The sequence below is a fragment of the Pseudomonas sp. A39 genome (assembly GCF_058145955.1).
In genome coordinates this window covers 161,325-173,489 of record NZ_JBYVMD010000005.1, presented here as the reverse complement: position 1 = coordinate 173,489, position 12,165 = coordinate 161,325, and the positions used below count along the sequence as shown (strand labels likewise).

Annotated in this window: 12 protein-coding genes; 6 read left to right on the top strand and 6 right to left on the bottom strand. The window is 60.7% G+C overall.

The window, feature by feature from the left end; all coding sequences use genetic code 11:
- Nucleotides 1-9 precede the first annotated feature (9 nt).
- Together maiA and AC3ZU9_RS05840 are read left to right on the top strand one after the other, a co-directional pair.
- Nucleotides 10-645: a maleylacetoacetate isomerase gene (gene maiA, locus AC3ZU9_RS05845; RefSeq protein WP_122809984.1), complete on the top strand. Its 636-nt coding sequence runs from the start codon at nt 10-12 to the stop codon at nt 643-645.
- A 233-nt stretch (nt 646-878) separates the two neighbouring features.
- Nucleotides 879-2,249 carry an MFS transporter gene (locus AC3ZU9_RS05840; RefSeq protein ID WP_490090410.1) on the top strand — a complete coding sequence of 457 codons (1,371 nt, stop codon included), beginning with the start codon at nt 879-881 and terminating at the stop codon, nt 2,247-2,249.
- Between the two features lie 40 nt (nt 2,250-2,289).
- Here the strand turns inward: AC3ZU9_RS05840 and AC3ZU9_RS05835 are convergent, their stop codons facing one another.
- Nucleotides 2,290-3,093 (bottom strand): SirB1 family protein, encoded by an 804-nt coding sequence (locus AC3ZU9_RS05835; RefSeq protein ID WP_012722372.1) that lies wholly within the window; start codon nt 3,091-3,093, stop codon nt 2,290-2,292.
- 187 nt (nt 3,094-3,280) lie between these two features.
- Here AC3ZU9_RS05835 and AC3ZU9_RS05830 point away from each other — a divergent pair, with 187 nt between their 5' ends.
- Nucleotides 3,281-4,300 (top strand): Glu/Leu/Phe/Val dehydrogenase family protein, encoded by a 1,020-nt coding sequence (locus tag AC3ZU9_RS05830; RefSeq protein ID WP_043204825.1) that lies wholly within the window; start codon nt 3,281-3,283, stop codon nt 4,298-4,300.
- A 54-nt stretch (nt 4,301-4,354) separates the two neighbouring features.
- On the opposite strand, the gene AC3ZU9_RS05825 is transcribed toward AC3ZU9_RS05830, so the two are convergent.
- Entirely contained in the window at nt 4,355-4,615 is a 261-nt protein-coding gene (locus AC3ZU9_RS05825; protein ID WP_012722374.1) for a YebG family protein, read from the bottom strand.
- Between the two features lie 372 nt (nt 4,616-4,987).
- On the opposite strand from AC3ZU9_RS05825, the gene AC3ZU9_RS05820 reads away from it, so the two are divergent.
- Nucleotides 4,988-5,476 (top strand): phosphate-starvation-inducible protein PsiE, encoded by a 489-nt coding sequence (locus AC3ZU9_RS05820; protein ID WP_012722375.1) that lies wholly within the window; start codon nt 4,988-4,990, stop codon nt 5,474-5,476.
- Here the strand turns inward: AC3ZU9_RS05820 and AC3ZU9_RS05815 are convergent.
- The 3 genes from AC3ZU9_RS05815 to AC3ZU9_RS05805 form a co-directional block, all read right to left on the bottom strand.
- Nucleotides 5,473-5,787, bottom strand: a complete 315-nt coding sequence (locus tag AC3ZU9_RS05815) for a DUF3509 domain-containing protein (RefSeq protein ID WP_012722376.1) — start codon at nt 5,785-5,787, stop codon at nt 5,473-5,475. The genes AC3ZU9_RS05820 and AC3ZU9_RS05815 overlap by 4 nt on opposite strands.
- A gap of 298 nt (nt 5,788-6,085) precedes the next feature.
- A complete protein-coding gene (locus AC3ZU9_RS05810) occupies nt 6,086-7,372 on the bottom strand; it encodes a serine/threonine transporter (protein WP_093542088.1) in 1,287 nt (428 codons plus the stop codon).
- 62 nt (nt 7,373-7,434) lie between these two features.
- Nucleotides 7,435-8,811: an L-serine ammonia-lyase gene (locus AC3ZU9_RS05805; protein WP_012722378.1), complete on the bottom strand. Its 1,377-nt coding sequence runs from the start codon at nt 8,809-8,811 to the stop codon at nt 7,435-7,437.
- Between the two features lie 137 nt (nt 8,812-8,948).
- On the opposite strand from AC3ZU9_RS05805, the gene AC3ZU9_RS05800 reads away from it, so the two are divergent.
- A complete protein-coding gene (locus AC3ZU9_RS05800; RefSeq protein ID WP_490090409.1) occupies nt 8,949-9,896 on the top strand; it encodes a LysR substrate-binding domain-containing protein in 948 nt (315 codons plus the stop codon).
- A gap of 213 nt (nt 9,897-10,109) precedes the next feature.
- Nucleotides 10,110-10,520, top strand: coding sequence for an HPF/RaiA family ribosome-associated protein (locus AC3ZU9_RS05795; RefSeq protein WP_012722380.1), 411 nt, complete (start codon nt 10,110-10,112; stop codon nt 10,518-10,520).
- A gap of 59 nt (nt 10,521-10,579) precedes the next feature.
- Here AC3ZU9_RS05795 and AC3ZU9_RS05790 read toward each other — a convergent pair whose 3' ends face one another.
- Nucleotides 10,580-12,094, bottom strand: a complete 1,515-nt coding sequence (locus AC3ZU9_RS05790) for an MFS transporter (RefSeq protein WP_490090408.1) — start codon at nt 12,092-12,094, stop codon at nt 10,580-10,582.
- Nucleotides 12,095-12,165 lie beyond the last annotated feature (71 nt).

Here is a 12,165-nt window from a genome sequence, read left to right as displayed (position 1 = left end):
GAGAGGGGGATGGAACTCTATACCTACTACCGTTCCACCGCGTCGTACCGGGTTCGCATCGCCTTGGCGCTCAAGGGCCTGGATTTCACTGCCGTGCCGGTCAACCTGCTGGTGCCGGCGGGCGGTGCCAATCGCCAACCCGAGTATTTGGCGATCAACCCGCAAGGACGTGTGCCTGCCTTGCGCACCGATGAGGGTGAGCTGTTGATCCAGTCGCTGGCGATCATCGAATACCTGGAGGAGTGTTATCCACAGGTGCCGTTGCTCTCCAACGACCTTGCGGCCCGTGCCCATGCGCGTGCGGTGGCGTCGATCATCGGCTGCGATATTCACCCGCTGCACAACTCCAGTACCCAGAACCTGCTGCGTCAGTGGGGGCATGACGAGGCAAAGGTGCTGGAATGGATTGGCCATTGGATCAGCCAGGGATTGGGCGCGGTGGAACAGTTGATCGGCGATCAGGGGTATTGCTTCGGCGACCAGCCGGGGCTGGGCGACGCGTTCCTGATTCCGCAGTTGTATGCGGCCGAGCGCTTCAAGGTGCCATTGGCGGCGTACCCGCGCATCGGACGGGTGGCGGCGTTGGCGGCACAGCATCCAGCATTTGTGCAGGCACACCCCGCCAATCAACCTGACACGCCTTAGGACCCAATGTGGGAGGGGGCAAAAAATAACCTGTGGCGAGGGAGCTTGCTCCCGTTGGGCCGCGAAGCGGCCCCAGCTCTTTGTTTCAAAAGACTGGGACTGCTGCGCAGTCCAACGGGAGCAAGCTCCCTCGCCACAGGTACAGTGTTTGCCCTTAACTGACTGGCATTAGGGCTTGCCCCCTCCCACATTTTGACCTGCGCCACCCTTATAAAAATAATAGGTACTTTGCGATGCACAATCAGCTTGCCAGCTTTCGCGCGGCACTCGACGCTCGTCCGGTCTCGCGCTACCAGTGGTTGATTCTTCTGTTGCTGGCACTGTTGCTGGTGACGGATGGCTATGACGCCCAGGTGTTGGGGTATGTAGTTCCAGCGTTGGCTCAAGATTGGGGGCTGGAAAAGGCCGCATTTGGGCCGGTGTTCAGCGCCAACCTGCTTGGGCTGACCTTGGGTTCGCTACTGGTCACGCCATTGGCGGATCGCTTTGGCGTACGACGCATCCTGCTTGGCTGCGTGCTGATCTACGCCAGCCTCACGGTGCTGATGGTGTTCGCCCACTCACTGACCACCTTGATGGCCGCCAGGTTTATCTGCGGTATCGGCATGGGGGGCGCCATGCCCAGTGCCATGGCGTTGATGTCGGACTACTCCCCACCGCGCCTGCGCACGTTAATGGTGACCCTGGCGGCCTGTGGCTTCTCGTTTGGTGGGGCAGCGGGTGGGTTTGTGGCGGCGGGGTTTATCGAAGGCTTCGGGTGGCAGGCAGTGTTTTTGGCAGGTGGCGTAACGCCGCTGCTGTTGTTCCCGTTTCTTGTGCGGTGGTTGCCGGAATCTTTGCCGCGCTTGCTGCGAGATGCGCCGCCGTATGCGCGGCTGCAGGCCGTGACATTACGCATGCTGCCAGGCTGGCAAGCGCCGCCGGCGAGCGAGGCCGAGAGCCAGCAGGAGCAGGGCAGCAAACTGACCGTCGTAGAGTTGTTCCGCAATGGCTATGCGCGTCCGACGCTGCTGATCTGGGCGACCTTTTTTGTCAGCTTGATCCTGCTGTATTTCATGATCAGTTGGTTGCCGTCGCTGCTGTTGGAAAGCGGGCTGGCGTTGAAAGAAGCCAACCTGGTGACGTCGATGTTCCTGTTCGCCGGCACCTTGGGGGCCATCGGCATGGCCTGGTTCGCCGACCGCTTGCAAAGCAAAGTGCGCCTCCTGTCCGGCGTGATGGCGACGGCGGCGGTGTGCACCATTCTGCTCGGTCTCAACCATGACAACCCGCGCTACCTGGTGGCCTGCGTGTTTGCGGCAGGGTTTTGCATCATCGGTGGCCAACTGACCCTCAACGCCTTTGCCAGCAATTTCTACCCGGCGCACGTACGCGCTACCGGAACGGGCTGGGCGTTGGGCGTGGGGCGGTTTGGCTCGATCCTGGGGCCGCTGTTTGGCAGCATACTGCTGGCGATGCATATCCCGGTGGAGCAGATTTTTTTCTTTTGCGCGATACCGGCGGTGATCGCGGCGTTGTTGATTATCCAGGTGCGTTCGCCTGGCGGTGTGAGGCTGAACGCCTCGCTGCCGGGCGACATTTTCAAAGCGCCGGGCAAGCACTGAGCCACCATCAATCAGCGTGGAAGCGCTCGAGAATCGGGCGTCAGTGCACCACTGAATTGGGCGGCAAATGCCCCAGGCGCTCGGTCAGGCGCAGGCGTTGGATCGGGTCTTCGCTGAGCATCAGCGCGTGTTCCAAGTCAAAACGCTCGGCGTTGGGGCAGTCCAGGCGCTGGTACAGGCTGGCCCGTGCCAGGTAATCGGCGGCACTGGCATTGCCCAGCTCCAGCACGCGCTCGGCGTCGACCAAGGCTTCAAGCGGGGCGTCGTTGGCCAGGTGCAATTGCCGCAGGTTGCGTGACAGCCGCTGCAGGATCGAACGTGGATCGGCGGTGTGCAGGTGGTCGGCCTGCAGCTTGAGGTTGGGGCCGTATTGGCGTTGCAGCAGGTCACGGCAATCATTGGGGTACAGGCGCCGGCCGCCGCACGGGTCCAGAAGGTGATCGGCGCCGGGGACCCGCAGTAGAAAGTGGCCGGGGAAATTCACGCCGACCATGGGGATATCCAGGCGTCGTGCCAACTCAAGGGCGATCAGCCCCATGGCCAGGGGTTGTCCGCGTTTGCGCTGCAAGACCTTGTCCAGCAGCGCGGCAGCGGGGCGCAGTGGCGTGAACTCATCCTGGGCAAACCCCAAGTCATTCATGCGCCGCAACAACGTCTGGCCCAGTTCATCCGCCGGCACCATGGGCATGCCGAGGCTCACCTGCTGTTGCAGCAACGTCAGCTCCTGCAGGATCAGCAATGGCTGCACTGCCGGGTCATGCTCGGCGGCTATCCACAGCGCGGCTTCAAACAGCGCAGGGGGGGAGCGTTCCAGGCAGGCAAAAAAGGCTTTGCGGGGGTTCATTGCATTCTCCGGCGGATGCCCCCGTTTTAGCCTTGCTGGGAATTTTCGTCCAGTGGCTTAGGCGATAACCTGTGTGCTTATGTCGCAAGGCCTGCGAAATCGAGCGGCTTATTCCAGCGTATTTCGGCAGGTTTCTGCCGCAAGCCTATACTTGGCCCACTACCAGAAGTGATTCGGGAGCTTGACGATGTTTGCTCTCATGCACAGCACCCGCCTTGAATCGCTGCACTTGAGCGTCGACCCGGCTACCGGGCTGAAGGCGGTCATCGCCATCCATAACAGCCGCCTGGGGCCTGCTCTCGGCGGTTGTCGCTATCTCTCCTACCCCGACGACGAAAGTGCCGTAGCCGACGCTGCGCGCCTGGCCCAAGGCATGAGCTACAAGGCGGCATTGGCCGGTTTGCCGGTGGGCGGCGGTACGGCGGTGATCCTGCGCCCCGGCCATGTGGAAAACCGCGCGGCACTGTTTGAAGCATTCGGCCGTTGTATCGAGCAACTCGACGGCCGCTACATCACCGCCACCGACAGCGGCACCTCGGTGGCCGACATGGACTGCATCGCCCAGCACACCCGCTTCGTCACCAGCACCAGCGCGGCAGGCGACCCTTCGCCCCATGCCGCCATGGGCGTTTTCGCCGGCATCCGCACCACCGCCATGGCCCGCCTGGGCAGCGACAACCTAGAAGGTTTGCGCGTCGCCATCCAGGGCCTCGGTAACGTCGGTTACGCCCTGGCCGAACAACTGCACGCCGCGGGTGCCGAACTGCTGGTCAGCGACATCGACCACGGCAAGGTGCAGTTGGCCATGGAGCAACTGGGCGCGCACCCCATCGCCAACGACGCCTTGCTCAGCACCCCGTGCGACATCCTCGCGCCCTGCGGCCTCGGGGCCGTGTTCAACCGCCAGAGCGTCGGCCAACTGCGCTGCGCTGCCGTGGCCGGTTCCGCCAGTGCGCAATTGACCAACCTGCAAGTGGCTGACCAACTGGAAGGGCGCGGCATCCTCTACGCCCCTGACTACGTCATCAACTCGGGCGGCCTGATCTACGTCGCGCTCAAACACAGCGGGGCAGAACTGCCGACCATCACCGCGCACTTATCCAACATCGGCACGCGCCTCACGGAAATCTTCGCCCACGCCCAAGCCGAAAAACGCTCGCCCGCACGGGTCGCGGATGAATTGGCCGAGCGCCTGCTTTACCAATAGCCGGTTATTAAAAAGGCCCTGAATCGATGATTCAGGGCCTGTTCAATTCGGGCTTTATTCCGCCGGTGCGTTCAGCAACTCGGACAACGCGTCCGGCTGACTCTTGAACGCCTTGGCAAATACATCGCGGTTCTTCGCCATGTAGATCCCGGCTTCTTCCACCTGCTGCTCGCTCAGGGACGGCACGGCTTTTTGCAACACTTCTGCCAGCAACTCAGCGAGTTCAAGCATCTTGTCATGACGGTCAGCTTCGGCTTTATCCATGAACAAACGCTCCAGATCTCGGCTGCTGCGGTATACCACTTCGACGGCCATTCACCACCTCACATGCCTTCACGATAGTTGTCTTTCGCTACTACTGTATTCATATACAGTGAAAAGAGTAAGCCAAACCGTGGGGTTTGGGTAGCAGTTTTTTAATGTAGTCGGGAAATAGAGGTTTGCTACAACGGAAATTTCTGACAACACGGCGAGGTTGCCGGGTAATCCTACGGTGACACCCTCTTCAATGTGACCCCCAACGGGAGCAAGCTCTCTCGCCACAGGTTATGTGCCACTTAATGAATCTGTGTCTCATGTCATGCTGCCACCATCTCATTTCCCAGCCCTGGCCTTTTTTCTGCATGCAGAACAACCGTCACGTCCAACCCGCATTATCCGGTCGAGTCGACCTAAGGAAGCATCATCGTGAAAATCAACTGGGCCGAAAGGCTGCGCCAGCAAGTACATGGTCTGGCCGAGTCCCTGGGCAATCTGTTTGTCGAGTCGTTCCACTACCTGGCGCTGTTCGCCATTGGTGCGGTGACCGCGTGGGCGGCGGTGATGGAGTTTCTGGGGATGCTCGAGAATGGGCATATCAAGATCGATGACATCTTGCTGCTGTTCATCTACCTGGAATTGGGCGCGATGGTCGGGATTTATTTCAAGACCAACCACATGCCGGTGCGCTTTCTGATCTACGTGGCAATCACCGCGCTGACGCGTCTGCTGATTTCCAACGTGTCCCACCACAATCCACCCGACATTGGCATCATCTACCTGTGCGGCGGGATTCTGCTCTTGGCGTTTGCGATCCTGGTGGTGCGCTATGCGTCGTCGTCGTTCCCCTCCGTGAAGGTAGAAGGCCCGCGCCGCAAGGGCGAAGCGAGCCTGGAAACCGAGAAAGGTGAGCTTTAAAGCCCGACACTGAAGGGCAGGGGGCGGTTGGGCGGGCGCTGTAGTACTTTGTGATCGCCATCCGTCATCACCGCCAGGATTTCCATGGCGCTGTGACCCTGCTCGATGGCGATGCCGAATTGGATACTCTGCACCAGACGCTTCAGCCGCTTTGGATCATTGCGTTGTTCGGCGCTGATCATGCGTTTGGCTACCACCCCTTGCTCGTTGGAGAGGGTCAGCATGATGCTGCCGTCCAGCCGTTGGATGCTCAAGTTGACACGGTATTCTGGCGTGAACGTGTCGGTGATGATCTGAAAAGGATTGTCCATGGTGCGTTACCGCCTGATAAGAACATGCAGTCATTGACGACCGGTGTCGGGTTTAGTTCGCGTCTCCTGACCACCGGCCACTCCGTCGCTGAAGCTTCACAAGATCCGTTTGCTTCAATGCTGTACAGCAAGGGGCGTGCCGTACAGAGATCTTTCAGACAGTGCGATTCCAATGTGGGAGGGGGCTTGCCCCCGATAGCAGTCTTTCCGCCGAGCATTCATTGGCTGACACACCGCCATCGGGAACAAGCCTCCTCCCACCGTTGTTTTGGGTTGCGTATGAGATCGGTGACCTGTTTCAGGGCAGTACCGAGAAAACGATCGCAGACAGCGCAATCAACCCAATCACCACCACAAACACATTCGACAGCTGACCCGAATACTGGCGCAGAGAGGGCACGCGGCGGATCGCGTACATCGGCATCAAGAACAGCAGGCACGCGATGATCGGCCCGCCCATGGTCTCGATCATGCCCAAAATACTCGGGTTGAAAGTCGCCACGGCCCAGCAGGTCAGCACCATAAACAGCGCGGTGCAGCGTTCCAGCCATTTGGACGACATCGAACGGTTACGCCCGCGCAGGGATTTGACGATCAGGCCTTGGAAGCCTTCGCTCGCGCCGATGTAGTGACCGAGGAAGGATTTGGTGATGGCCACCAGCGCAATCAACGGCGCGGCGTAGGCGATCACCGGGGTCTGGAAGTGGTTGGCCAGGTACGACAGGATCGAGATGTTCTGGGCCTTGGCCGCTGCCAGGTCGGCCGGCGACAACGCCAGTACACAACTGAAGCAGAAGAACATCACGGTCACCACCATCATGCCGTGGGCGGTGGCGAGGATGCCGCTGCTTTTGCGCTCGGCCTGCGGGCCGTACACGCGTTTCTGGTCGACGGCGAACGCGGAGATGATCGGCGAATGGTTGAACGAAAACACCATGACCGGGATCGCCAGCCACAAGGTCTTGAAGAACATCGGCAGCGGCATGCCCTCGCTGGCAGAGGCGAAGAACGCACCGTTCCAGTTGGGGACCAGGCTCACGGCCAGCAGCAACAGGGCGGCAACGAACGGGTACACCAGCACGCTCATGGCCTTGACGATCACGCCCTGGCCGCAGCGCACAATGGCCATCAGTCCGAGGATCAGCACCAGCGACAGGATCGCCCGAGGCGGCGGGGCCATGTGCAGTTGGTGTTCCATGAAACTGCCGAGGGTGTTGGTCAGCGCCACGCTGTACACCAACAGGATCGGGAAGATCGCAAAGAAATACAGCAGGGTGATCAGTTTGCCGGCGCCGACGCCGAAGTGTTCTTCGACCACTTCGGTGATGTCGCCGGATTTGCCCGACAGCACAAAACGCGTCAGCCCACGGTGGGCGAAGAAGGTCATGGGGAAGGCCAGCAGTGCCAGCACGATCAGCGGCCAGAAACCGCCGACGCCGGCATTGATCGGCAAGAACAGGGTGCCGGCACCGATGGCGGTGCCGTAGAGGCCCAACATCCAGGTGGTGTCGTGTTGGGTCCAGCCGGTGGTCACGGTGTTGTCTGAAACAGGATTTTCGGCAGCAGGTGTACGTACATCGGTCATCGTTATTGCCTCGTTATTATTTTTGCGCGGGCTCACGTTTGGGGCGGGTAGCAGTGCTCCGATCAGCACTCCACCCAGCTGACCGCCAGGCCGCCCCGTGAAGTTTCTTTGTATTTGTCATGCATGTCGGCACCGGTATCGCGCATGGTGCGGATCACCCGGTCGAGGGAAATGAAGTGTTTGCCGTCACCGCGCAGGGCCATTTGCGTGGCGTTGATCGCCTTGACTGCCGCGATGGCGTTGCGCTCGATGCACGGTACTTGCACCAAGCCGCCGACCGGGTCGCAGGTGAGGCCGAGGTTGTGCTCCAGGCCGATTTCGGCGGCGTTTTCCAATTGCTCGGGGGTGGCGCCGAGGATGTCGGCCAACCCCGCAGCGGCCATGGCGCAGGCCGAACCGACCTCGCCCTGGCAGCCGACTTCGGCACCGGAGATCGAGGCATTTTTCTTGCAGAGAATGCCGACGGCAGCAGCGGCCAGGAAGAAATTGACTACGTCGTCGTCAGACGCGTCGGCGTTGAACTTCATGTAGTAATGCAGCACGGCCGGGATGATCCCGGCGGCGCCATTGGTCGGTGCGGTGACCATGCGCCCGCCGGCGGCATTTTCCTCGTTGACGGCGAGGGCGAAGAGGTTGACCCATTCCATCGCCGACAAGGTTGAGGTGATCACATTCGGCTTGCCGATTTCCAGCAGGCTGCGGTGCAGTTTTGCCGCGCGGCGTGGCACGTCCAGGCCACCTGGCAGGATGCCTTCATCGCGCAGGCCTTGCTCCACGCATTCGCGCATCACCGACCAGATATGCAGCAAGCCGCTGCGGATGTCGGCGTCGCTGCGCCAAGCGCGTTCGTTGGCCATCATCAGTTCGGAAACCCGCAAGCCATGCTTGTTGCACAAGGCCAGCAGCTCCACGGCGCTGGAAAAGTCGTACGGCAAATCAACATCGCTGGTCGGCGCAATGCCGGAGGCGGCTTCTGCCGCTTCGATGATGAAACCGCCGCCCACCGAGTAATAGGTTTGCTCACTCAACAGGCCATTTTCGCCATAGGCGTGCAGGGACATGGCGTTGGGGTGGTAGGGCAGGCTCTCGTCCAGCAGCAGGAGGTCTGTGTGCCAGTTGAAGGCAATGTCTTGTGTGCCTGCGAGTAGCAGACGGCCGGACTCGTGCAATTGCTGGATGCGGGGATTGATCGAGCTCGGATCGACCTGATCTGGCCATTCGCCCATAAGCCCCATCACGCAGGCGCGGTCGGTGGCGTGGCCGACACCGGTGGCGGACAGTGAGCCGTACAGGCGCACTTCCACGCGGCGGGTATCGGTCAGCAATTGTTGGTCGATCAGGGCTTTGGCGAAGGTCGCCGCCGCCCGCATGGGGCCGACGGTGTGGGAGCTGGAGGGGCCAATGCCCACTTTGAATAGATCAAAAACGCTGATAGCCATGCTAAAGCCTTACAAGCAATGGAGTAGAAATCGCTGCCATGTTTTGTAGAGCGAGCGGAATTGGCGAGATACTGAGCCTCTGGATCGGCACTGACCAACGAATTATCCTAAGACACCCTTTAGCAGGACTAAACGCTATGACCCGGCCCCTTCATGGCCAGACGTATGTCTGGCTGCACGTTTTTTCCTGTGCTGCGCGGCATTTGTCGTTTACGCGCTGCGCCGAAGAACTGCACATCACGCCGGGTGCGGTGAGCCAGCAGATCCGCCAGCTGGAGGAGCGATTGGGTTTCCGTTTGTTTCATCGACGCGCGCGTGGGGTAGAGCTGAGTGCCGAGGGGCAGCGTTTGGCGACGACGGTGGGTGAGGCCTACGGCAGCATCGATGCTGAACTGCAGCGCTTGGACGCGGGGATGATCAGCGGCACGTTGCGGCTGCGTTCGATCCCGTCGTTTCTCGGCAAGTGGCTGACCCCGCGTTTGCCGCGCTTGCAGCAACGCTTTCCGGATATCCAATTGCGCATGGTTGCCGAGGACAGCAGCATCGCTCTGCATGAGGGCGATTTCGACCTGGCCATCGACTTGAACGACGGCAGCTACCCCGGCCTGTTATCCACAGCGTTGCTCGACGAGCAGATCTTCCCGGTGTGCGCCCCGAGCCTGCTACGCGGCAGGCCACCGTTGCATGGCCCGGCCGACCTGGTGCATTTCCCGTTGCTGCACGACATTACCGCCTGGCGTGGGAGTTATGAGTACGCAGAGTGGGAGTTCTACCTGAATGCCATCGGCTATCACGACGCCGACGTGCGCCGTGGGCATACGTTCAATCGCAACCACCTGACCATCGAGGCGGCCATTGCCGGCATGGGCGTGGCCATCGCGCGGCGCACCTTGCTCAACGATGAATTGGAGCGCGGCACCTTGATCGTGCCGTTCGGCCTGGCCGTGCCCAATCACAAACGCTACGTGTTGCTCTATGCGCCGGTTGCACTGAGCCATCCGGGCGTGCGCGCGGTGCATGATTGGCTGGTGGAGGAAGCAGGGATTTTCCGCGGATTGCACCCGTTGGGAGAGGGGCAATTGTAAGGTTGGCTGAGCGTAAGAAGATGTAACCAACTCCCCACCCTAACAGCGTTTTTGCTTGTCGTCAGACTTAATTTGTAATGTGGGATTTATCTTTGCAAAGGGGTTGAATTGTTCTTCGGACTGCTCAATTGTGTAATCAAGAGGTCATGGTTTCACCACCCCGGTGTTGCAGTTTGTGACCTCTCGCGAGCTAGCTGAAATAAGGGAAGAACTATGCAAATCCAAGTCAATAGCGATAACCATATTGAAAGCAGCATCCGACTGGAGGAGTGGGTACGTACTACCATTGAGAGCACGCTAGAACGTTACGAAGAAGACCTGACCCGAGTGGAGGTCTACCTGCGGGATGAGAACGGCGACAAGCCCGGTCCCCACGATTTAAGTTGCCGCCTGGAAGCACGGCCAAAAGGCCATCAACCGCTGTCGGTACTGCACAAGGCCGATACCCTGGAACAGGCGATCGACGGTGCGGCGACCAAGCTGGACCATGCGTTGGAACATCTGTTTGGCAGACTGCAAGGCAAGCCACGCGCTGCCGGGAAAAGTCTGTCGGACACCAAGGTCAACGAAGATGAGCTTGAACAGGAGTTTCTGGAAAAAGAACGTGCTGTGTTTAACAGCTGATCACTGAGAGTTCTTTCATCCCCCACTGAACGGGCCTGCCATTGCAGGCCTGTTTTCGTTTAGTGTCCGCGCCGGAAGAAAGACCTGCTCAACCACGCCAACCCACACGCCCCCCCTCCCGCGAAGAGCATGGCCCAGCCGACGCCATGGCGCAGGGCTGCCTGGGCATCGGTGACGCTAAGGTCCATCGATGAAGCCAGTTTGCCCGCCGCAATGTTCTGGCTGATGGCCGCCCAATCCAGCACGGTGCTTTGGGGCAATACAGCAGCCAGTTGATGGCTGATCCCCAGCAACAGCACCAACCCCATCAACGCGATGTTGAGCGCGAGGGTGATCAGCCGCGCGCTGAGGTCGATGCCCGAGGCCATGCCTGCACGGTCGGCCGAGACTGAACCGGTGGTGGTGTTGGTGGTGGGGGAGTTGGTCAGCGCCAATCCCACGCCGGCCGCGATGCAACTGCTCAGCACCAGCACGATGCTTGGCTGCGCGGCAGCGTTTGCAGCGGCCATGCTCAAGAAACCTGCACCCATCAAACCTAACCCAAGAGGGATGATGCGTTCGGCGCCGTAGCGCAGGGCCAGGCGTTCGGCCAGTGGCGGCACCAGCAGTGTCGGCAAGGTGTAGGCGAGCAGGGCGCCGCCGGTGGTCAAGGTGTCGTAGCCCAGCCCGGCCTGGAAATACAGTGGCAGGTAGATCATGAACGGCCAGAAGCTGAAGTTCATGCCGATCGAGCCCATCAACGCGCCGTTGAAGCGCTGGATACGGAACACCGAGAAATCAAACATCGGGTGGGCGCTGCGCCGTTCGACAACGATGAACAGCAGCAGTGCGGCCACTGCCAGGCCCGCCCAGCCGAGCATGGCCGGGGTGCCAAAGCCGTGTTCGGTGCCTTGGGTGATGAAGTACACCAGCGCGAACACCGACAGCGTCAAGGTGAGCATGCCGGCGATGTCCAGGCGATTGCCCGCCGGGTCGCGGGATTCCTGCACGCTGATGTGCAGCAGCACCAGGGTGAACACCGTGAGTGGCACGTGCACGAGAAACACCCAGCGCCAATCCGCCACCGCCAGGATCAACGCGCCCACCATCGGGCCGAAGCCCAGGCCCACGCCGGCAATCACGCCCCAGATCGCGAATGCTCGCGCCCGCGCTGCCGGTTCGCGGAACAAGTGCGACAAAATCGCGAACTGGCAAATCATCATCGCCCCGGCGCCGATGCCTTGGACGAAACGCGCGGCGATCAGCGTCGAAGCATGCTCCGCCAGCCCACAGGCCAGGGACGCTAGCCCGAACAGCCACAGGCACAGCACCAGCATGCGTCGGCGGCCAAAGCGATCGGCCAGGGTGCCGGCCGCCATCAACACGCTGGTGCAGGCCAGGGTGTAGGCATTCATGATCCATTGGGCGTCCTGGAAGCCGGTGCCCAGTTCCCTTTCAAGGGTGGGCAGGATGACCGGCACGCTGGAGATTTCCAGGCCGAACATCAGGGCGACCAGGCACACGGCGGTCAGCGCGAGACCATTTTTGGCGGTGCGCGGTGGGCTGGCGACCGATAACGTGGCAGCGGGTGGCATGGGGACTCTCCTGTCGTTGGGGTATCGGGCTATTTTCAGGGGAATCTGGTTCTTTATTCGTGATAAGTTTT